A 20,673-nucleotide genomic window follows, 5' to 3' on the forward strand; every position below is an offset into this window, starting at 1 on the left:
AGCGTCTGACTTTATCCACTAGTGATAGACGTCTTTCCATCCTCACGCGGCCTGCAGTTCCGCCTGGCCGGTCTTGGCGCCGGTGATGTAGGCGACGATGTCGTTGCCGTCGGTGTCCTGCTTGCGCAGATTGGCGACGATCTTGCCGCGGCGGAAGACGACGATGCGGTCGACCAGATCGAACACCTGGCGCATGTTGTGGCTGACTAGGATCAGTGGCTCGCCGTTTTCCTTCAGCGTACGGATGATGTTTTCGACCTGCGCGGTTTCCTGCACGCCAAGCGCCGCCGTCGGCTCGTCCATGATGATCAGCTTGGAGGCGAAGGTCGCGGTCCTGGCAATCGCGACGCACTGGCGCTGGCCGCCGGACATATGGCGGATGGTGCTGGAGAGGTTGGGGATCTTCACCGCCGTGCGGATCAGCGCCGCCTCGGTCGCCTTGCGCATCGCCTTGCGGTCGAGGATCGAGAACGGCCCGAGGTTGAAGAGCACCTTCTCGCGGCCGAGGAACAGGTTCGACGGCACGTCGAGATCGTCGGCCAGCGCAAGGTTCTGGAACACGGTCTCGATGCCCGCCTCGCGCGCCTCGATCGGGCCGGCGAAGTTCACTTCCTTGCCGTCGAACCAGATCTTGCCGTCGGTGCGCTGCTCGACGCCGGTGATCTGGCGCACGAAGGTTGATTTGCCGGCGCCGTTGTCGCCCATGATGGCGACATGCTCGCCCTTGCGCAGCTCGAAATTCGCCTCCTGCAACGCGTGCACGCCGCCATAGTGCTTGGTCAGGTTTTCGGTCTTCAGAACGATGTCGGACATGGTCAAGCTCCTATCGCGCGGCGGCGCTGGCGCCATTGATCGAGAACGACCGCGCCAACGATGATCACGCCCTTGACCATCTCCTGATAGTAGGCGTCGAGGCGCAGGAAGGTGAAGCCGGAAATGATGACGCCGAAGATCAGCGAGCCGATGACGGTGCCGATGATGGAGCCGCGGCCGCCCGACAGCGAAACGCCGCCGATGACCGCCATGGCGATGGCGTCGAGCTCGTACATGACGCCCATGCCGGCCTGGGCGGTGAGGTTCTTGGAGCAGAGCACCACGGCGGCAAGCGAGGCGAGGATGCCGGCGATGGCGTAGACCAGCACCTTGTGGTTGGCGATCTTGATGCCCGACATGCGCGCGGCATCCTCGTTGGAGCCGATGGCGTAGCAATGCTTGCCGTATTTCGTATAGCTCAGGATAAGCTGGAACAGGAGCGCCAGCGAGATGAAGATGACGACAGGCATCAGGCCCTTGCCGATGGCCGCGAAGCTGTCGGTCGGGAACGAGATCGGCTGGCCCTTCGACCACCATTTGGCGATGCCGCGGGCGGTGACCATCATGCCGAGCGTGGCGATGAACGCCGGAATGCGGGTATAGGCGATCAACAGGCCGTTGATCAGGCCCGCGATCAGGCCGCAGCCGATCGCGACCAGCACCGGCACGATGACCGGCAGGTCGGTCCAGCCATAGTCGATGAACATCGCCTTGGGATTGGGATTGCCGTTGACGGTCGCAACCTGCGCGAAGCTCATGGCGATCATGGCGGTGGCGCCGACGATCGAGCCCGAGGACAGGTCAATGCCGCCGCAGATGATGACCTGGGTGACGCCGATGGCGATGATGCCGACGATCGAGACCTGCAGGATGATGATCTGCAGGCGCTGCTCGTTGAAGAGGCCCGACACGTTCTCGCGCGTGTTGAACAGGAAGCTGTCGCCGAGAAAGACGCGGCCGATCAGCTCGAAGGCGACGACGAGGATGACCAGCGCTAGGAACACGTTGAACTCGGCCGGCCATGGACGCTTCTTGGCGTCGTAGCTCAGCCCGCCAATGCCATGCGATGTCTGTGACACGTCTTTTTCCTCCGTCGGGGCGCACTTGTCCGGCCTCCCGCGCGGACGGGAGGAAAGGCGGAGCGGCGCGTTCGTTCCGATTGGACGCGCCGCCCCGTATCGAGGCGCCTCAGTTCTTCTTCAAGAACTTGTCGATGTTCGCCGGCGTCACGAGCTGGAACGGGATATAGACCTTGTGTTCCACCTTTTCGCCCTTGGCGAGCTTCAGCGCCGCGTCGAGCGCGCCGGCGCCCTGGCCGGCAGCGTCCTGGAAGACCGTCACGTCGAGATCGCCCGCCTGCATCGCGGCCAACGCGTCCTGCGTGGCGTCGACGCCGCCGACGACCACCGACTTCATGTCGATATTGGCGGCCTTCATCGCCTGGATGGCGCCGATGGCGCTTTCATCGTTGTTGGCGATGACGCCATCGAACGGCTTGCCCGACGACAGCCAGTTGGTCATCAGGTTCTGCGCTTCGTCGCGCTGCCAGTTCGAGGTCTGCTTGTCGATGATCTTGATGAAGTTGCAGTCCGGCGTGGCAATGACTTCCTCGATGTCCTTGGTGCGCTGCACCGCGGCCTGGTTCGAGAGCTCGCCCATGATCACATAGACATTGGCTTCCTTCTTGCCGGCTTCCTTGAACAGGCGGCAGGCTTCCTTGGTCTCGAGCGTGCCGGATTCTGCCTCGTTCGACGCGACGAAAGCCTGGTTGTCCGGCAACTGGTCGACATTGACCGGCTGGCGGTTGACATAGACCAGCGGGATCTTGGCCGCGGCGGCCGCGTCCGACATTGCCTGGGTGGCCGAGGTGTCGACCGGATTGACGATGATGGCGTCGACGCCCGAGGCGGCGAAGTTCTTGATCTGGTCGAGCTGCTTGGCCACGTCGTTCTGCGCATCCTCGACCTGCAATTCGACACCGCTCATGCCCTTGGCCTGGGCGATCATGCCGTTGCGCAGCACGGTCAGGAAGTTGTCGTCGAACTTGGCCATCGAAACGCCGATCTTGGCGGCGAAGGCGGATGAGCACATCAGCGCCGAAAGCGCGACGCCCAAAAGCAGTTTCTTCATTTTATTCTCCTCCACTTGGTGTCCGGCTGCACCCATTTGAACCGGAATCCCCGGTTTGCCCGGGGAATCTCTCCGCCTCTCGTTCCGGTTCCTGACGCGCCCATTCCGACGTTGGAATGGCAAATGAAAGGGATTGCCCCGCACTGAAGCAGCGGCTTTCCCAAATCGATCCGCAACGATAATTGCAGAGCATCGATATTCTGCAACTGTCGATGAGTCAATTCGCCTTCAATTTTTTAATGAACAGTCCCGAATTGCATAATTCATTGCGAATGCAAACCGCAGGTCTGCCTGACCGGGTCAAATCACGCCGCCGTCGCCTGTATCCCCGCCACAGTGGAGAGGAAGAACGACAACTGGAAGCCAACCTGCGAAGTCGGAGCGCTATTGCCCCGTCACTATCGGGATGCGCGGGTCAATTCCGTTGTTCTGCAAGCGCGCTGCCAGCGCTACGGTTAGCGCCTGCGCAAGGCACATCGGGGCCGCAAGCGATCTTGAGAAAGTGTATTCGTGCTCGGGCACCGCAAAAAGCACGCGTGCGCTCTTCGCCAGCGGCGACAAGGTGCTGTCCGAAATCGCCACGATGGGGACGCCCCTGCTGGCAACCTCTTCCACGACATTCACGACCTCGTTTGCATAGAAGCGGAACGATACCGCGAAAAGCACATCCTGTGGGCGGATCACGCGAGCCATATGCGTGGCGAGCCCGCCGCCAGGGTCCAGCAATGTGCATCGCTTGCCCAGCATCGTCAGTATGTACCGCAGGAGTTCGACCACTGGCGCCGAGCGCAATTGCCCGATCAGATAGATGACGTCGGCTTTCTCCAGCAAGTTGACGGCTTCGGCCAAATCTTCCGGCGGGATGGCCGTGAGCATCTCCTGCAGCGAGGCGATGTCACGAACGACCAGATCGCGCATGAGACCGAACTCGCTGCGGTCGGTTCGCGCCCCAAGTTCCGTCTCCAGCGCCTTCACGCGCGCTTCAAAGCCGGGCGCCGCGGTGGACAATCGCTTCTGAAAAAGGGTTTGAAGATCCTTGAACCCCTCATACCCCAGTGCCTGGCCAAACCGCACGAAGCTCGATGCATGAACGCCACTGCTTTCCGCGATCGCGTTCACGGATCGCACCGCGACATCATTCGGGTTCTGCGTGAGATACAAGGCTATCTTCTGGTATGATTTGCTCATTTGCTCATACCGATCATGGATCACGCGGATGAGTTCCTCGTAGTCCTTTGGGGCTTTGACTTTCTCTTCCACGGTCGACATCCTTGCAATTTTCGTTGCATGATGGCTTGTTTGCGCTTGGTTTGCCAGCGGAGAATTCCACCTCGGAAACCGACGGACCGAGTTTGCGCCGCTTCTTCTGCAATGACACTTGCAAAGAAGTAAATTCTGCAATACGAATTGAAATTCGTCATTCGGCATGAGTTGCCGCGATGCCCGGAGGAGTCAAATGTCAGTGGTCCGTCTGACCATGGCGCAAGCCCTGGTCCGCTATCTTTGCAATCAGTTCACGATCGTCGACGGGAAGCGAGTTCCGCTCTTTCCGGGCGTCTTCGCCATCTTCGGACACGGCAATGTGACCTGTCTATCGGAAGCGCTGGAAGCGGTCCAGGATCGGTTGCCCACATGGCGCGGACAGAACGAGCAGTCGATGGCCCTCGCGGCAATCGGCTTCGCCAAAGCCAAACGCCGCCGCCAGATCATGGTGGCCGCGACCTCGATCGGCCCGGGCGCCCTGAACATGGTCACCGCCGCCGGTGTGGCCCATTCCAACCGACTGCCGGTGCTGCTGCTCTCCGGCGATACTTTCATCAATCGCCGCCCCGATCCAGTCATGCAGCAGGTCGAACACTTCGGCAATCCGACCATCAATGTCAACGACGCCTTCAAGGCCGTGACTCGCTATTGGGACCGCATTGTCCATCCCGAAGGCATAATCTCTTCGCTGCCCCAGGCGGTCGCCACCATGCTGGATCCGGCCGATTGCGGTCCGGCGTTCATCGCACTGCCGCAGGATGTGCAGGAGATGGCCTGGGATTATCCGGAAGAATTCTTCGCCGAAACCGTGCATGCGATTCCTCGCCCGCGACCCGACGCCGACCGGCTGGCAGAAGCAGTGAAGCTGTTGAAAGCAGCAAAGCGCCCGCTGATCATTTCCGGTGGCGGCACCCGCTACTCAGGCGCTGAGCAGGTATTGGCCGATCTTGCCCTCGTCCACGGCATTCCCTTGTGTGAGACGATCGCCGGCAAAAGCACCGTCAGCCATAATCATCCTGCTTATGTCGGGCCGATCGGCATCGTCGGCTCAACCTCGGCCAACGCACTGGCCGCCTCGGCAGACGTGATCGTCGCCGTGGGTACGCGCCTAATGGACTTCACCACCGGCTCCTGGAGCGCTTTCGCGCAAGACGCCAAGTTCATATCCATCAATGCAGCCCGATGGGACGCCACCAAACATCGAGCCCTGGCGGTGGTTGGCGATGCCTTGGCCTCGCTCAACGAGTTGGGAGCGGCGCTGGAGGAGTGGCAGGCGCCAAAGGAATGGACCGAGAAAGGCAGTGTCGAATTCGCCAAGTGGAACAAAGCGCTGGACGGATACCAGAAGCCGACCAATCAGCCCGTTCCCAGCTACGCCCAAGTCATCGGCATTGTGAATGCACGCGCTGGCGAGCGAGACCTGGTCATCACGGCCGCGGGCGGCCTGCCGGGCGAGGTCATGAAGAACTGGCGCGTCAAGGCGCCTAATACGTTCGACTGTGAATTCGGCTTCTCATGCATGGGTTACGAGATCGCCGCCGGCTGGGGAGCCGCCATGGCCGACCCGACGAGAACGCCGATCGTGATGGTCGGCGATGGCACCTACATGATGATGAACTCGGACATCTATTCGACCGTCCTGTCCGGCCACAAGATGATCGTCATCGTCTGTGACAACGGTGGATATGCGGTGATCAATCGCCTGCAGAATGCAAAGGGCGCTGCCTCCTTCAACAACCTGATCAAGGACTGCCGCGTGAAGGAGCCGTTCAGCGTCGATTTTGTGAAGCACGCCGAATCTATGGGCGCGCTGACCAGACGGGTCGACAGCCTCGCGGACCTCGCTCAGGCCGTCGATTGGGCCTTGGGAACGGATCGGACAACGGTCATCACGCTAGTATCCGATGGTTTCACCTGGACGCCCGGCGATGCCTGGTGGGATGTGGGTGTGCCCGAGGTAAGCACCAGGCCGCAGGTGCGGGAAGCGCATGCGGAACAGGCTCAAGCTCGCACGAAGCAGCGCGTAGGCGTCTGACTTCATCGCAATCCGAAGGTCAATCTCATGTCGGCGTTTGTCGAGTTGCGCGACGTCGCGAAGACGTATGGGCTGAATCCCGTTCTCGAGGATCTCACCCTGTCCGTCGATCGTGGAGAAATTCTTGCCCTCGTGGGCGAGAATGGCGCCGGGAAATCGACTTTGATGCGCATCGTTGGCGGCTATGTGCCGCCAACCGCAGGCACCGCCTTGATCGACGAACATCCCCTGCCCGCGACCGTTCAAGAGGCCGAAGATGCTGGGATCGTCCTTATCCACCAGGAATTCTGCCTCGCGCCGGACCTGACCGTCGGCGAGAATATTTTCATCGGTCGCGAGCCGCGTCGCCACCTTCTCGTCGACTATCCGAAGATACGCAGAGAGTCCCGCCTGCTTCTGGATGCGTTAGGCTCGTCTGCCGATCCCTGCGCCAAGCTTTCCAGCCTGCCCAACACCGAGTGGCAGATGGTGGAAGTGGCAAAGGCATTCGCGAGGAACCCGAAACTTCTGCTCATGGATGAACCGACCGCCGTGCTAGGCGCGCGTGAGGTGGAAGCCCTGTTCCGACGCATGCGGCAGTTCGTGTCGGAGGGAGGTTCCGTCATCTTCACGTCTCACCGTCTCGACGAGGTGAAGGCGATCGCCTCCAGAGTCGCGGTTCTGAGGGATGGGCGCATCCGGCACGTCGGACCGGCGTCGGATCTGACCGAAGACGAGATGGCGACGCTGATGGTCGGCCGCGAGCTCAGCCAGCTCTACCCGGCCAAGAGTGCGATGCCCGCCGGCGACGTCGTGCTCAGCGTCGAGGATCTGCACAGCCCGCCTCATGTCAGCGGCGTTAGCTTCCGACTGCGCCGCGGGGAAATCCTCGGAATTGCCGGGCTGGTCGGCTCCGGCCGGACCGAAGCGTTCGAAGCGCTAGCCGGCCTGAGACCTGCGCAATGCCGGAACTTCACCCTTGCCAATGCCGCGAGCGGACGCCTCCCCACCGCGCGCGAGGCTTGGGCCGCTGGCTTGGCCTACCTGACCGAAGATCGCAAGGGTAAGGGGCTTCTGCTGGATGCCGGCCTCGATGAGAACGTTTCCCTCACTGTCGGGGCGCTGAGAGGCCGGGCCTGGATCAACAGAGCGGAAGAACGCGGACGACTGGACCAGGCCGTTCGCGAGTTCGACATCCGGAGGAGCGCCCCCGATGCAATCGCGCGCTCGCTCAGCGGCGGCAACCAGCAGAAGGTCCTTATCGCCAAGACCCTCGCGAGCCGGCCGGACGTGGCCATCTTTGACGAACCCACGCGCGGCGTCGACATAGGCTCCAAGCAGCAGATTTACCGGGTCATCGCCGGGCTAGCCGCACAAGGCGCCGCTTGCGTGGTGATCTCTTCCGAGATGCAGGAAGTCATCGGCCTGGCACATCGTGTGCTGGTGATGCGCAAAGGCAGTGTCGCCGGCGAATTGACCGGCAATGATATCAACGAGAGCACCATCGTTCGCCTCGCCATGGGTCTGACCAAGGAGGCCGCATAATGAACGCCGCCGCTGCCGACATGCCACATCGTCCGTGGTTGGGCGCCACCAAGCGACTCAGCGCGCTCGGACCTATCCTGGCCTTATTGGCGCTGATCTCCATCGGCAGCTTGCTGAGCGACAGTTTCCTGTCGGCCGGCAATCTATCCAATCTGCTGACTCGCTCGGCAATCGTCGGCATCATCGCCATCGGCGCCACCTACGTCATCACCGCTGGTGGCCTCGACCTTTCCGTCGGATCGATGTCGGCGCTGATCGCCGGCCTGGTCATCATGGGCATGAACGCGGCAGGCTCGTCGCTTGGGGATAGCTGGCTGGTCGTGTTGATCGGCATAGTCCTGGCATTGGCGTTGGGCGTGGTTGCGGGCACGCTTAACGGCATCCTCGTCGTCAAGGGCGGCATCGACGCCTTCATCGTCACCTTGGGCACGATGGGCATCTTCCGCTCCGTCATCACCTGGCTTTCGGACGGCGGCTCGATCTCGCTTTCAAGCAGCCTCAAGGGGGTCGCGCGACCGCTCTACTATGGCTCTGTCGCCGGCGTCAGCTACCCGTTGATCGCCATGATTTTCCTAGCGGTGGGGGCGGAATTGGTCCTGCGCCGCGCCCGAATTGGCCGCCACGTCACCGCCATCGGTTCAAATCCGGAAGTCGCCAGATACTCGGCCATCCGGGTCCACCGCGTCCGAATCCTGACTTACGTATTCCAAGGGGTCTGCGTGGCCCTGGCCACGATGATCTACGTTCCGCGGCTCGGCGCCGCGACGCCATCAACCGGTCTCCTGTGGGAGCTTGAAGCCATTGCCGCCGTGATCATCGGCGGGACCGCGCTCAAAGGCGGCTTCGGGCGCATTTGGGGGTCGATCGTCGGGGTCCTGATCCTCGGCCTGATCGACAACATCCTGAACCTCACGGCGCTCGCCAGTCCATATCTCAACGGTGCGTTCCAGGGGATCATCATCATCATCGCCGTTTATCTGCAGAAGGGTCGCCGGGAGGTCTGACCCGCCATCCTAGAGAGGAGAACACCGTGGAGAAGAGAACATTCCTGAAGGGCGGAGCGATCGCGATCGCGCTCGGCGCCGTAGGCATGCCGAAAATATCTTTGGCGGCGGGTGGAAGAACGATTGGCATTTCCATTCCGGCGGCAACCCATGGCTGGACCGGCGGTCTCAACTTCCAGACCAAGCGTACCGTCGAGCAGATGAAGAAGGCCTTCCCGGACATCGAGTTCGTGGTCGCTGCAGCCAACGACGCTTCCAAGCAGGTCAACGACGTCGAGGATCTCGTTGCGCGCGGCATCGACGCGCTGGTGATCTTGCCATTTGAATCCGAGCCCCTAACCGAACCGGTGAAGCAGGCCAAGGCGCAAGGCGTCTTCATAACGACCGTCGATCGCGGCTTAGCGGAAGAAGGTATCGAGGATCTCTATGTCGGCGGCAACAACCCGCAATACGGCGTGATCGCGGGGCAGTATTTCAAAAAGAAGTTTCCAGACGGCGCCAAGATCGTGGTCATGCGCGGCATTCCGACCACCATCGACAATGTCCGCATCGATGCCTTCAAAAAAGAACTGGAGGGCTCGAAGGTTCAGATCCTCGACATGCAGTTCGCCAACTGGAACCCGGACAAGGGCTTCGAGGTGATGCAGGACTTCCTGCAGAAATTCGATGCCATCGACGGCGTGTGGGCGGGCGACGACGATGCCGCGCTCGGCGCCATGGAGGCAATCAAGCAGGCCAATAGGCCGAAACCGATCGTGGTTCTGGGCGGCTCCGGCATGAACAAAGTCGTCAAGATGGTCAAGGACGGCGGCGGCGCCGTCGACGCCGACATCTTCTATCCGCCAACCCTGATCATTCCGGCGATCGAGCTGACCACCATGCGCGCCGCGACGCAGGCACCGATTCGCGGGCGCTACATCCTGGACAGCCCCTTGATCACCAAGGACAATGCGGAAGAGTTCTATTTTCCCGATTCGCCCTACTGAAGCTCAAGATTCAGACCTTCAGACATTCATGAGCTGGCGCGGCAGCAGCGGCGCCAGTCTCGGTCAAACCGAGCGGCGCCGCCATCGCGCAACATCAGCGTTTGCCAGCTCGTCCCGGGTGGCATCCGACTGCCGCGTCGCCCAGAATGGCTTGTACAGCCAACCAGGTTGAGATTGATAGTGAGCCTTCAAACTCTGCCTGTAAGCCTCGTAAGTGGTAGCCATCCCTGCAGAGTGGTATTGGAGAGTACCACCATTCCCACAAATTCAATCGCGGGGCGGCGTGCGCAGTGCATACGCCGACGCAATGGCATTTGATAGATCTTGCGACGAGATCGGATCGAACGCCGTCGCAGAACAAGACTCAAGATTTTGCGACGTGGGTCAACGGAGCACCTTGTGCCCGACCCGGCAACTGGCGCGGGGCGGATAAGGGTTTACCCCATGTCGAAAACCTTGCCCGGATTGAGCACGCCGGCGGGATCTAGAGCGCGTTTTATCAAGCGCATTACCGCTATCTCTTCGGCGCTGCGGGTTAGCGCTAGGTGGGCTTTCTTGGTCAGCCCTATGCCATGCTCGGCGGAAATCGTTCCGCCATGTTTCTTGACGAGATTGTAGATCACTTCGTTGATCTGGTCGGCCGGCTGTTGGGCCAGAGCCGGGACATTTGCGATGATGTGCATGTTTCCGTCGGCTATGTGCCCATAGTAGTATGATCGGCAGCCATCGACATCACCAAGCAGGGCCGCGCGGCATTCGATGGCAAAGTGATCCATTGTCGCGACCGGCAGGCCGATATCGAAGGAGAGATGAGGCCCCAGCACCTTTTTGAATTCCCCGGCGGCATCACGCGTTTGCCAGAAGTCCTTCACGTCCGAAAGCGAGCTGGCGATTGCGGCGTCGGTGACCATGCCAGCCTCAATCGTTCCTTCGAGCGCTTCCTGAAAGCGGGCAGGATCATTCTCGGCATCGTTGCCCTGCGCCTCCAAAAGAACGGTGAATCGATGATTGCCTGGCACCGGATTACGCACGCCCGGTACTCGTCCGGTTGCGACGTCCCAATAGTCTTTCCACATGACTTCGAATGCCGAAAGCAGCGGGCCGAGATTACCCCTGACACTGGCCAGCAGACTGAGAACATGCTCGTAGCTGTCCAAAGCTACCATCGCGGCCATGATGCTTTTGGGTTTCGGGTGCAGGCGCAACACGACACGGGTGATTATGCCGAGCGTGCCCTCGCTGCCGATAAAAAGCTGTTTCAGGTCGTAGCCGGCATTGTTCTTGAGCATTTTGTTGAGGCTGCTGACAAGCGTCCCATCTGGCAACACCACTTCAATGCCAAGGACCAATTCACGCATCATGCCATAACGCAGAACCCGGTTGCCTCCGGCATTTGTCCCGAGATTGCCGCCGATCGTGCAGGACCCGCGCGACCCAAGGTCCAGCGCGAAGAAAAAACCGGCATCATCCGCCGCTTGCTGCACGACTTCCAGCGGTGTTCCGGCCCGAACGGTGATCGTCGAGGAGTTGCGATCGATCTCTTCGATACCCGTGAACCGCTCCAGCGAGATAACGACGGCCCCCTCGATCGGCCTGGCACCGCCGGCCAGACCCGTCAGTCCACCTTGAGGCACCACTGCCACGCGATGCGCATGACACAGTCGCATGGCGGTCGCCACGGCTTCGGGCGTCGTTGGACGGATCACGGCAAGCGGCCGCACGGAAAGCGCGCTCCAGTCTTGCTCGTTGCGGGTCGGGACGTCCTCGCCGATCAATGCACCCGAGCCGAGCGTGTCCTTGAGCGCATGAAGAAAGGCTTCTCGCGTTGCACGGTCCATTGTGTCTAATATCCGCTCTGGGCCTTAGATCTCGCGGGCTCGGACAGATCGCCGGTACGCTTGCCGCGTTGCACGCGCACGAGATCGGCGGCAGCGTCGCGCAGCAGGGTCACGTCGCTGGTGATGGGCAAAAGATTGTAGCCGGCAGCAAGCAGTTCATCCCAAGTTGCGCCGGCGCTCGGAACGGTGCCCAGCCAACGGTTCGATGCGCGAACCTGGCTTTCGGCCTGGGCGACCAGATCACGTACGTCCCGTTGATCGAGTTGCTCCAGTCTTCCAATCGATCCGGCAAGATCGTTGACGCCGACAAAGACCATGTCGATGCCCTCGACGACGGCAATTTCTCCGGCCTTTGCGGCGGCCGACGCGCTCTCGATCTGCACAATCAAGAGAAGATTCTCGTTGGCGATATGGATGTAGTCCTTCACCAGGCCATAGTTCGAAGCCCGCACCAGCGGCGCCGCATAGCCACGCGAACCATGCGGCGGATAATGGCAGGCGCGCACCGCCGCAGCGGCCTCGGCCTCGGTCTCGACCATTGGAACCATGACGCTGTCGACGCCGGCGTCGAGCACTCGCTTGAGCGTCACCGGATCGTTCCACGGCACCCGAACGATACAGCGTGTGCCGGTGTTTTCGGCGGCGCGCAGCATATGAACCAAGTCGTTGAGCTCGCCCTGGCCATGTTCGAGGTCGATAAGCAGAAAGTCGAAACCGGCATTGCCCATGATCTCGACTACGGTGGCGCTGCCGGTGGCAATCCAGGCCCCGAGCAATTGTTCCCCGGCGGCGAGACGCCTCTTCAATTCGTTTGGCTTGAACACGGTATTTCCTTTTTGGCTCAGCGTTCGGCCACCCGGCCGCCCGCTGCCGTAATGACGGCGATAATGACGAAACCCGTGGTGACCAGGCGGACGCTGGCATCGGCGCCGAACGTATTGAGCATGACCTGGAGCAGCACGAGGAACAGAGCTGCGCCCCACAGGCCTGGCAAGTTGGCGCGCCCGCCGGCGACCGAGGTGCCGCCGATGACGACGACGGCGATCGACATGAGTAGATACTCGTTGCCGATATCCGTGGAAGATCCGCGAAAATAGGCCGCCAGCAGAGCGCCGCTCAGGCCGCCGAGCGCGCTGCACAGCACGTAGGTGACGGCGCGGATGCGCTGGACCTTGATGCCGGCGAGCCACGCGGCACGCATATTTTGACCGATCGCCAGGACCGAGCGTCCGAAGATGGTCCTCCCAAGCACAATCGCCGCTATGATCGAAGCGACAATGATGACCAGTACGAACACCGGCAGGCCAAGCAAACGAAGATCGGTGAAGCCGGCAAATCCGGGCGGCGGCTTTACCTGAAGGCCGCGGCCATAGCTGATGTCTATCGATTGGACGATGAAGCTCGTCGACAGGGTGGCGATGATTGGTGGAATGCGCAGCGTGCGGATCAGCCCGTAGTTTATCAGGCCAATCAGCATGCCGCTGGCCAACGCCGCAACGATGCCGGCCGCGATCATGCTGTCCGACCCGTTCATCACCTTCATGGCGATGGCGCTGGCAAGGCCGATGTTGGCCGGCAGCGACAGATCGACATTGCCGGGGCCGAGCGACATGACAAACATCTGCCCCATGCCGACCACCACCGCGAAGGACGCCAGCGAAAGGGCCGCCACGACGATGCCGCCCGCGCCCGCGCCCCCGGTAATGAGGAGCGATGCGAGGAAGACGATTGCGGCACCGATGAAGGACCATATCCACGGCCTAGCCGGCAGCGTCCTGACGAATGCGTTCATTCGGAGCGCGTTCATTTGGGGCGCCTCTCGATCATGGCGCGCAGAGCCAGCACGACGATAAGAATCACGCCATTGGCGCCGGTCTGCCAGTCGGTCGGAATGTGCATGAAGGACAGGAGCGACGCGGACGCCAGCGTCAGCGTCAGCGCGCCGGCCACCGCGCCCATGGCGGACACGCGCCCGCCCATAAACTCGCCGCCGCCCAGGATGACGCCGGCGATGGCGAGCAGCGTATAGCCGGCGCCGATGTTCGCGTCGCCGGCGGTCGAAAGGCCTACCAGGGTCAGCGCCGACAGCACCCCGAACACGCCGGCAAGCGTGAAGGCGAGCACTTTGGCATGCAGGATCGACCAGCCGGCCCGGGCCACGGCCGCCTGGTTGCCGCCAATGCCGCGCAGGACGGCGCCGTAACTCGTTTTCATCAACGCAAGGTGGACCACCAGAGCAATGGCGGCGGCCGCGACAATGGGAAACGGAACAAAGGGCACATGAACCGCCATAAATGATTGCAGCCAGGCTGGCGCCTTGCCGCCAGGCTGCGGAAGGACCATCAGGGCCAGCCCCTGCCAGACGAAGGCCATGCCGAGCGTGACGACGATGGATGGCAGGTTGCGCAGATGGATCAGCGCGCCGATCGCCGCGTAGACAAAGACGGCTCCAGCGATGACGGCGATACCGAGAAGCGGCGTGTCGTGCAGCATCGTGACCGAAACCGATGCGATGAACGAAATGAAGAAGCCCGCCGAGAGATCCAGTTCGTTGACCGTGATGACGAACATTTGCGCGATCGTCGCCAGCGCGACCGGGATCGCCAGGCTGAGCATGAGGTTGAACCCCATGTAGCTGATGGCGCGCGGATTGAGCCAACCGATGGCGGCTAGCATCAGCGCCAGCGACACGAACGGCAAGGCCGTGCGTAGCAGCGTCGGGGACAGGTCGAACCACCGGGCCGGGCTGGTTCGATTGACTGGGCGAGCCGAGGCGGTAGAGCTCATGCGGCCTCTCCGAATGAGGACCGGATTACATTCTGCTCATTGACCTCATCGTGGTCGAGCGCGGCTACGATCTTGCCGTTGCGCAGCACATAGACACGATCGCAGTTCTCAAGTTCCTCGAACTCGGTCGTGTACCAGATGAACGTCCGGCCCTTTGCGGCTTCCTCCTGGATCAGGGCATAGACTTCGAGCTTGGTCGCGATGTCGACACCTCGCATCGGGTCGTCCATCAGGATGATCTGGGCATCCGACGCGAGTGCGCGCGCAAAAAGCGCCTTCTGCTGGTTGCCGCCTGATAGGGACAGGATCGAATTGCCGAGGTCGGGCGTGCGTATGCCGAGGCGCTGCCGCCAGGTCTCACCCATCGCCCGCTGCTTCTCCTGGGAGATCAGCGCGTAGGAACTCAGCGCCGACAGCGAACGAACAGCGATGTTCTCGAGCACGGACCATAACGGAAACACGCCGTCCGTCTGCCGGTCGCCTGCGACCACCGCCACGGTGGCCGTGACGTCCACCCCCCGATCGCGCCGGCTCGCCGCTTGGAATATCCGAACCAACAGATTGCTTTGTCCGTGCGCTGCCAGACCGGAGAGACCGATGATCTCACCCGCCTTGGCGTCGAGATCGTTGCCGGCGGCACCATGCTTCTTGTGAACGGCGACACGCAGCGGAGCATCGCCCCGCCGCTGCTTCGCCACTGAATTCTGGCGGGCGCTGACGATGCCGACCATTGCCGCGACGAGTTTCTCGCGATCGAAATCGATCGTCGCCCCGGTGACGGCAACCTTGCCGTCGCGCATCACAACGATGCGGTCTGTCGAAGCCAGGACCTCGTTGAGAAGGTGCGAGATGAAGATGCAGCTGACCCCGGTCGCCACCGCGCGGCGGACATAGGCGAGAAGCTGCGCGGAAGCATGGCTGTCGAGCGACGAAGTCGGCTCGTCGAGGATAACCAGCCTGATAGGGTCGACGCTTTGCGTAAACACGCGGGCGACTTCCACCATCTGCCGCCGGCCGATGGAGAGATCGCCAACGATCTGGTCGCCCCGGATACCATGTCCGGGGAAAATATCGTCGAGCTTGGCGACAATCAGCGCGTCGGCGCGACGCAGCGATCCCCAGCCGGTCAGCGAAGGATGGCTTATGCGCGCGTTTTCCGCGACCGTTAGATTGGGACAAAGAGACAGTTCCTGGAAGACACAGCGCACGCCAAGTTTGTGGGCGAGCACAACGGAATGTTCGGTTAAATCCTGGCCGGCGATGGTTCGACGGCCTGCGTCCGTCCCTATCGTGCCGGCAATTGCGTTCACCAAAGTGGACTTGCCGGCGCCATTGTGGCCGACCAAACCGACGCACTCGCCAGCGTCGACAACGAAGTCGACGCCGTTGAGCGCCTTGACGTTGCCATAGGCTTTGGCGACCGCCGAAAAAGCGACGATCGAGGTTTTCCCGGCGGTCATCCCTACGGCTCCTGAAGTCTATTTCTTGGCCGCGGCGATAGCCTTGACCACGTCATCCTGCGAATATTCGACATTGGCGACACCGCCGTCCGGCGTCGCGGCGATCTGGGCATCCAGGGACGACTTGTCGACGAACAGGATGTCCATCGGCACTTCCTTGGGAACGTCCTTGCCGTCGAGGACCTGTTGAGCCACCCAGAAGGCGAATGTCGCCATGCCCGGAGCCTCCGAAGCCGACCATGTATCGTAGTTGCCGTTGGTCTTGATCTGCTCCTTCCACCAGACCAGTTCGTCCTTGCGATTGCCGAGCATAATTATGGGAAGCGGCCGGCCGGCCGAACGGAACGCCTCGGCCGTGCCGTAGCCGTCGCCACCCTGGTCGATGATGCCGGCGATGTCAGGCAGGGAAGGCAATACGCCGGTTACAGCCTTCTGGGCGGTCGTCTGATCCCAGTCGCCGTGAACGGTGCTGACGATCTTGAGGTTGGGGTGCTTTTCGATCTCGCGCAGCACGCCCTTGGTGATGTCGTCGTCGATGCTGGTTCCCGCCACACCGCGGATGTAGAGAATGTTCCCGCCATTCGGCAGGCGCTTGGCCATCTGCCGGACCTGCTCGGCGCCGTAGGTCTCGGCGAGGTCGACGGTCACCTTGTAGGCACATGGCTCGGTCACGAGCCCGTCGAAGGCGACGACGATGATGCCGGCATCGCAAGCCTGCTTGACGGAGCCGTTGAGAGCGTCTGGCGACAGGGCGTTCAGCACGATGGCGTCGTAGCCCTGCAAGATCAGGTTCTGAATCTGTGCTGCCTGCTGCGGCGCTTCCTTGGCGGCCGTTGTGAAGGCGTCGGCGGCGCCGATGACCTTGTCGGCAACGGCCTTGTCGCCGATCTTCTTCCAGCTTTCGAGCATGCTCTGACGCCAGGAATTGCCGGCGTAACCATTGGAAAGCGCGATCTTCTTGCCGGACGTATCGGCAAGCGCCGGACCGACCAAGCATGAGGAAAGCACCGCTGCGGAAAGCAGCGCTGTGAGATGGTTCATAAATTCCTCCCAAAAAAAGAGATTGAACGATTCACCCGGGTCTGCATCGCCGCCTCGCCAGGGCAGCCGGCGCCGTATCTGAGGTACAGTATGTCAGTTGAGTTGACAAGAGGGCGGTTAATGCGGCATCTCTTATTCAATGCAGGAGCGCACTCGATGGATCGCGAGACTGTCTTTGAAATTCTAGATCCCCGCTTCGCCCGGCTGTTCATCGGAACGGCCAGGCTCGATATGCTGTTCAGCGACTGCCGATGGGCGGAGGGCCCGGCCTATTTTCCGGCTGGCCGCTACTTGGTCTGGTCTGACATCCCGAACGATCGCATGCTCCGTTATGACGAATGCAACGGCCAGGTCTCGGTGTTTCGACACCCTTCTGGTCATTCCAATGGCAATACGGTCGACCGGGCTGGGCGTCTGGTCACATGTGAGCATGGCGGGCGGCGGGTCTCCCGCACCGAGGTCGACGGCACGGTCATCACTCTCGCCGATCGCTTCGAAGGCAAGCGGCTGAACAGTCCCAACGATGCGTCGAGAGGTCCGACGGGAGCCTGTGGTTCACCGACCCGACCTACGGGATCGATTCCGACTATGAGGGCAACAAAGGAGAAAGCGAACAGGCCGGCAACTTCGTCTATCGCCTCGATCCTGAGACGGGCAGCCTGAGCGTCGTGGCGGACGATTTCGTCCAGCCCAATGGAATAGCATTCTCCCCAGACGAAAAGACCCTCTATATTGTCGATACCGGCGCCTCACATCGCAAGGATGGACCGCGCCATATTCGCAAATTCGCGGTCCTAGATGAGAAACTCATTGACGGCGGCGTATTCGCCGAAGCCACAAGCGGATTTTTCGATGGGCTGAGGCTCGATACCGATGGTCGCATATGGACGAGCGCAGGAGACAGTGTCCATTGTTATACACCGGTCGGTAAAATCAAAGTGCCGGAAGTCGTAGCCAATGTTTGTTTCGGGGGTCCGAAGCGGAATTACCTGTACATTTGCGGAACGACATCCCTCTACGGGGTGAGACTGCCGGTCACAGGTGCCAAGACATTCTAGAGCCCTGGCCACTCAAGTCGAACGGCGCCAACGTCCATTTCAGCGCTTGAGAATGAACCCGAGATGCCTTCTATTTATTACCCGGGACGCGCTAACTGCTGAAGCGGCCGAGACCGGCAGGAACGCGGACGGCTGCGGCCGGCGGCTTTATCAGCCCTTCCTGCATTGCCTCAATGTAGGACTTACGCGTCGACAGGATGTGATCCGTCAGCACAGCATCGATCGCCAGGATATCGCCATTCTTGAACGCCTCCACGATCTCCCTGTGGTGGACATAGGAGCGATCCTGCGCGCCCGCGATCGGCACCGAAAGGTGCGTTCTCAGCGTCGCGATCTGGCCGGCAACCTGCTCGAAGCCTTCCTGAAGGTAACGGTTGCGGCAGTTGCGGATGAACGCTTCGTGAAACACGGTATCGGCCCGTGAATATGCGACAGGATCGCCATCCGCCCGCGCCCTGTCCATCATGTCAAGCGCGCGTTCGAGCTGCATTGTGGTTTCGTCACGATGTCTCGCCATAGCAAAGGATATGGCACGGCTTTCCAACACGATCCGGTACTCGCACAGGTCGATGATGTCCTGTTCGGTGGGAAAGAAGACGTAAGTACCCCGCTGCGGAATGATGTTGACCATTCCCTGCTGTTGCAGGATCGTCAGCGCCTCTCGGATCGGCGTCCGGCTGACGCCGAGCATCGAGGCGAGGCCCGCTTCGGACAACTCGCTGCCAAGCGCAAGTTCTGCATCGATGATTGCTTGTCGCAGGCGCTCAACAACAGTCGCAACCAGCGACCTTGGGCGATCGATCGTTATGCCATTGGACAAGTCATGGTACCCTTGCGTTTGTCTCAAAGGTACCACATCTTCTCGTGGCCACTCAATCCACAGCGGACCCGATTGAGAACCGTCACGCTCCGAATCTCGGCTCCGGTACGCCGGTGTCGTGCTCACGCGCCTTATCCATGAGCTGAAGTAAGTCGTCACGGCCCAGGACGGAGCCGACGGAGCGGGCTCGGTCACCGAAGGTCGCGACAACTTTCTCACGGTCTGCATATGTTTGGCACAAGCGAGTTGATCGTCGATCGATCGCTCATTCTGGAGGTCGGTTGAGAAGCGTGCGTAGATCGCGGTCCGATTCATGGGGAATTTTCTCGGCCTGTTCACGCGCATGGTCTTCGCGGGCCGCTTGGCGAGCGAGAGCGCCTGCAAGGCGCAGAATCGCCCGATGGGGTGCCTCACGCAAGACCCGCTTGCCGGACTTCACCACCATTGCAGGAACAGCTTGCAACGGGGCAAAAATAGTGGGGGGCATGATACCCGAACGATAGCAGCAGTCGGCAGGATGGCTGCCGGCCATCAAGTATGCCAAGAAAACGTGGCTCCTCCATGTCTCGCAAGATGTGCTCATGCGCGAGACGAGGGAATTCGTCGCAATGGGCGCTCGCAGAAATGGATAGGAAAGCGTGCTATTGGGACATACTTCGGCCTGATCCGCTACTCTGGCTCAAACGTGTCATGACGAAAAGCGCGGCTAGCACGGTGGATAGAAGCATTTCTATCCTGAGCTGATGTCAACGACAGCCGCATCCCCCAAGCGCAGAGTAGAGGTCCGCTTTTCCAGGCCGACCAGATTCGTCGCTATCTCCTGATAAAGCCTACAGTCCGCTTGGACGAGGGTTCGCTCAGGCCGTTCAAGCGGCAGGCTGCCGGCGATTTCCTTCAAGTCATTAAGGACAGACGCGATATGCGGCCAGGGGAAGTCTGTCGGATCGTCAATGTCGCGATCCGCGCCAACAATGATTTCGAGCTTGGCGACGATGCCAAGAAGCGACCGCGCCCGTATCTGAGGTAGCTTGTCCTGGAGCTTCAAGGCTGCAGTCGTGGCCTCGACTTCCGCTTGGCAAGCGATCGAATAGCCGACCTTCTCATCTATCGCTTCGTGGTCTGAGGCGTCGAGAACGCGCCTCTCTAGGCGCTGCTGACGTCGGCAAAGCACGTGCGAAACGTGCTGTGCCCGCAACCAGCCTCGTAGCAGCAGAATCGCGGCTTCATCGTCGAAACTTCCAGACACGCCTGCGGTCTGCCGTTGCCCTCGCCCGTGCGTGACGGAAGGCAAAGACGTGCTATTGTCGGAATCAGCCATGATCCGAGCTCCTCAACAGCTTTGGCGTGGCCAGGCCGGATTGGTGTTGCATCACCCATCCGGCCGCCAAGTGAAACCGAGACTACACACAGTGCATTATCTAAGCAACCAAAATCACCATAAAATGGTGATTTTATGAATCGGGTGCAGTGCCGCATGGCTCGAGCTGCATTAGGATGGGGTGTTTTAGACCTCTCAAAAGAAGCCAGAGTATCAACCCAGACGATTGTTCGCTTCGAAAGAGGCGAGGCGTTGAAGCAATCGACTGTGGATCTGATACGAAGCACGTTCGAAAGCGCCGGCATTGAATTCATTCCAGAGAATGGCGGCGGCCCTGGCGTTCGTCTGTCTCGCAATCAGAACTGACGCTCTTTTCGCCATGCAACAGGATCGGCGATCCATCGATTGACATCGGATTCCCGCCAGCCCGCCCCGTTGATGCTTATCTTGATCTGAGGGGGGAACGTGCCTTCGGCGATCTTGCGATAGATGGTCGAGCGGGACAGGCCGGTTCGGGCAAGGACGGTTCTGAGACGTACAATACGATCTGGCTCGGGCATAGCTTGCCTGCTCCTTGGTGGCATCTGCTGGAACCA

The 20,673-nt window shown here is 60.9% G+C and carries 19 protein-coding genes and 1 pseudogene; 6 read left to right on the forward strand and 14 right to left on the reverse strand.

Annotated features, from left to right (window positions below; translation table 11 throughout):
* Positions 1-42: 42 nt before the first annotated feature.
* The 4 genes from FJ419_RS11705 to FJ419_RS11720 all read right to left on the reverse strand — a co-directional run bounded on the left by FJ419_RS11705 (position 43) and on the right by FJ419_RS11720 (position 4,203).
* On the reverse strand, positions 43-813 hold the full coding sequence (locus FJ419_RS11705; RefSeq protein ID WP_140543283.1) for an ATP-binding cassette domain-containing protein: 771 nt from the start codon (positions 811-813) through the stop codon (positions 43-45).
* 2 nt (positions 814-815) lie between these two features.
* Entirely contained in the window at positions 816-1,892 is a 1,077-nt protein-coding gene (locus FJ419_RS11710; protein ID WP_140691777.1) for an ABC transporter permease, read from the reverse strand.
* 109 nt (positions 1,893-2,001) lie between these two features.
* A complete protein-coding gene (locus tag FJ419_RS11715; protein ID WP_140691793.1) occupies positions 2,002-2,943 on the reverse strand; it encodes a sugar ABC transporter substrate-binding protein in 942 nt (313 codons plus the stop codon).
* A 384-nt stretch (positions 2,944-3,327) separates the two neighbouring features.
* Positions 3,328-4,203: a MurR/RpiR family transcriptional regulator gene (locus FJ419_RS11720; protein ID WP_246677882.1), complete on the reverse strand. Its 876-nt coding sequence runs from the start codon at positions 4,201-4,203 to the stop codon at positions 3,328-3,330.
* Between the two features lie 196 nt (positions 4,204-4,399).
* On the opposite strand from FJ419_RS11720, the gene iolD reads away from it, so the two are divergent.
* Genes iolD through FJ419_RS11740 form a run of 4 tightly spaced genes read left to right on the forward strand, consistent with a single transcriptional unit; the run spans position 4,400 to position 9,755 of the window.
* A complete protein-coding gene (gene iolD / locus FJ419_RS11725; protein WP_140691808.1) occupies positions 4,400-6,241 on the forward strand; it encodes a 3D-(3,5/4)-trihydroxycyclohexane-1,2-dione acylhydrolase (decyclizing) in 1,842 nt (613 codons plus the stop codon).
* Positions 6,242-6,268: 27 nt separating this feature from the next.
* On the forward strand, positions 6,269-7,765 hold the full coding sequence (locus tag FJ419_RS11730; protein ID WP_140691820.1) for a sugar ABC transporter ATP-binding protein: 1,497 nt from the start codon (positions 6,269-6,271) through the stop codon (positions 7,763-7,765).
* Entirely contained in the window at positions 7,765-8,769 is a 1,005-nt protein-coding gene (locus FJ419_RS11735; RefSeq protein WP_246677881.1) for an ABC transporter permease, read from the forward strand. Before FJ419_RS11730 ends, FJ419_RS11735 begins: the two co-directional genes overlap by 1 nt.
* A gap of 26 nt (positions 8,770-8,795) precedes the next feature.
* Entirely contained in the window at positions 8,796-9,755 is a 960-nt protein-coding gene (locus FJ419_RS11740) for a substrate-binding domain-containing protein (protein ID WP_181170674.1), read from the forward strand.
* A 437-nt stretch (positions 9,756-10,192) separates the two neighbouring features.
* Here the strand turns inward: FJ419_RS11740 and FJ419_RS11745 are convergent, their stop codons facing one another.
* The 6 genes from FJ419_RS11745 to FJ419_RS11770 are packed head-to-tail and all read right to left on the reverse strand — an operon-like array spanning position 10,193 to position 16,881.
* Positions 10,193-11,593, reverse strand: a complete 1,401-nt coding sequence (locus FJ419_RS11745) for an FAD-binding oxidoreductase (protein WP_140691825.1) — start codon at positions 11,591-11,593, stop codon at positions 10,193-10,195.
* Positions 11,594-11,598: 5 nt separating this feature from the next.
* Positions 11,599-12,417: an aldolase/citrate lyase family protein gene (locus FJ419_RS11750; RefSeq protein ID WP_140691828.1), complete on the reverse strand. Its 819-nt coding sequence runs from the start codon at positions 12,415-12,417 to the stop codon at positions 11,599-11,601.
* A 17-nt stretch (positions 12,418-12,434) separates the two neighbouring features.
* Positions 12,435-13,400 (reverse strand): ABC transporter permease, encoded by a 966-nt coding sequence (locus tag FJ419_RS11755; RefSeq protein ID WP_246677880.1) that lies wholly within the window; start codon positions 13,398-13,400, stop codon positions 12,435-12,437.
* Positions 13,397-14,380, reverse strand: a complete 984-nt coding sequence (locus FJ419_RS11760; protein WP_140691846.1) for an ABC transporter permease — start codon at positions 14,378-14,380, stop codon at positions 13,397-13,399. The genes FJ419_RS11755 and FJ419_RS11760 overlap by 4 nt, the downstream gene beginning before the upstream one ends.
* Positions 14,377-15,840, reverse strand: a complete 1,464-nt coding sequence (locus FJ419_RS11765) for a sugar ABC transporter ATP-binding protein (protein WP_140691862.1) — start codon at positions 15,838-15,840, stop codon at positions 14,377-14,379. The genes FJ419_RS11760 and FJ419_RS11765 overlap by 4 nt, the downstream gene beginning before the upstream one ends.
* Positions 15,841-15,858: 18 nt before the next feature.
* The gene (locus tag FJ419_RS11770) at positions 15,859-16,881 is read right to left on the reverse strand and encodes an ABC transporter substrate-binding protein (protein ID WP_140691878.1); all 1,023 of its coding nucleotides are present in this window, start codon (positions 16,879-16,881) and stop codon (positions 15,859-15,861) included.
* 156 nt (positions 16,882-17,037) lie between these two features.
* On the opposite strand from FJ419_RS11770, the pseudogene FJ419_RS11775 reads away from it, so the two are divergent.
* Positions 17,038-17,939, forward strand: a pseudogene (locus FJ419_RS11775) (SMP-30/gluconolactonase/LRE family protein).
* A gap of 91 nt (positions 17,940-18,030) precedes the next feature.
* On the opposite strand, the gene FJ419_RS11780 reads toward FJ419_RS11775, so the two are convergent.
* The 3 genes from FJ419_RS11780 to FJ419_RS11790 form a co-directional block, all read right to left on the reverse strand.
* The gene (locus tag FJ419_RS11780) at positions 18,031-18,759 is read right to left on the reverse strand and encodes a GntR family transcriptional regulator (RefSeq protein WP_181170675.1); all 729 of its coding nucleotides are present in this window, start codon (positions 18,757-18,759) and stop codon (positions 18,031-18,033) included.
* 265 nt (positions 18,760-19,024) lie between these two features.
* Positions 19,025-19,303, reverse strand: a complete 279-nt coding sequence (locus tag FJ419_RS30745; RefSeq protein WP_181170676.1) for a hypothetical protein — start codon at positions 19,301-19,303, stop codon at positions 19,025-19,027.
* A 186-nt stretch (positions 19,304-19,489) separates the two neighbouring features.
* Entirely contained in the window at positions 19,490-20,077 is a 588-nt protein-coding gene (locus FJ419_RS11790) for a hypothetical protein (protein ID WP_140691894.1), read from the reverse strand.
* A gap of 135 nt (positions 20,078-20,212) precedes the next feature.
* Here FJ419_RS11790 and FJ419_RS31150 point away from each other — a divergent pair, with 135 nt between their 5' ends.
* Positions 20,213-20,443: a transcriptional regulator gene (locus tag FJ419_RS31150; protein ID WP_246677879.1), complete on the forward strand. Its 231-nt coding sequence runs from the start codon at positions 20,213-20,215 to the stop codon at positions 20,441-20,443.
* Here the strand turns inward: FJ419_RS31150 and FJ419_RS11800 are convergent.
* Positions 20,434-20,637 carry an AlpA family phage regulatory protein gene (locus FJ419_RS11800; protein WP_140691900.1) on the reverse strand — a complete coding sequence of 68 codons (204 nt, stop codon included), beginning with the start codon at positions 20,635-20,637 and terminating at the stop codon, positions 20,434-20,436. The genes FJ419_RS31150 and FJ419_RS11800 overlap by 10 nt on opposite strands.
* Positions 20,638-20,673 lie beyond the last annotated feature (36 nt).

Source organism: Mesorhizobium sp. B2-6-2 (genome assembly GCF_006440615.1).
Classification (GTDB): Bacteria; Pseudomonadota; Alphaproteobacteria; order Rhizobiales; family Rhizobiaceae; genus Mesorhizobium.

What these genes read in the sequence shown, in the direction of transcription:
- FJ419_RS11705 (WP_140543283.1), bottom strand. Translation starts at nt 813, where the DNA reads ATGTCCGACATCGTTCTGAAGACCGAAAACCTGACCAAGCACTATGGC.
- FJ419_RS11715 (WP_140691793.1), bottom strand. Translation starts at nt 2,943, where the DNA reads ATGAAGAAACTGCTTTTGGGCGTCGCGCTTTCGGCGCTGATGTGCTCA.
- iolD (WP_140691808.1), top strand. Translation starts at nt 4,400, where the DNA reads ATGTCAGTGGTCCGTCTGACCATGGCGCAAGCCCTGGTCCGCTATCTT.
- FJ419_RS11730 (WP_140691820.1), top strand. Translation starts at nt 6,269, where the DNA reads ATGTCGGCGTTTGTCGAGTTGCGCGACGTCGCGAAGACGTATGGGCTG.
- FJ419_RS11735 (WP_246677881.1), top strand. Translation starts at nt 7,765, where the DNA reads ATGAACGCCGCCGCTGCCGACATGCCACATCGTCCGTGGTTGGGCGCC.
- FJ419_RS11745 (WP_140691825.1), bottom strand. Translation starts at nt 11,593, where the DNA reads ATGGACCGTGCAACGCGAGAAGCCTTTCTTCATGCGCTCAAGGACACG.
- FJ419_RS11755 (WP_246677880.1), bottom strand. Translation starts at nt 13,400, where the DNA reads ATGAACGCGCTCCGAATGAACGCATTCGTCAGGACGCTGCCGGCTAGG.
- FJ419_RS11760 (WP_140691846.1), bottom strand. Translation starts at nt 14,380, where the DNA reads ATGAGCTCTACCGCCTCGGCTCGCCCAGTCAATCGAACCAGCCCGGCC.
- FJ419_RS11765 (WP_140691862.1), bottom strand. Translation starts at nt 15,840, where the DNA reads ATGACCGCCGGGAAAACCTCGATCGTCGCTTTTTCGGCGGTCGCCAAA.
- FJ419_RS11770 (WP_140691878.1), bottom strand. Translation starts at nt 16,881, where the DNA reads ATGAACCATCTCACAGCGCTGCTTTCCGCAGCGGTGCTTTCCTCATGC.
- FJ419_RS11790 (WP_140691894.1), bottom strand. Translation starts at nt 20,077, where the DNA reads ATGGCTGATTCCGACAATAGCACGTCTTTGCCTTCCGTCACGCACGGG.
- FJ419_RS31150 (WP_246677879.1), top strand. Translation starts at nt 20,213, where the DNA reads ATGAATCGGGTGCAGTGCCGCATGGCTCGAGCTGCATTAGGATGGGGT.
- FJ419_RS11800 (WP_140691900.1), bottom strand. Translation starts at nt 20,637, where the DNA reads ATGCCCGAGCCAGATCGTATTGTACGTCTCAGAACCGTCCTTGCCCGA.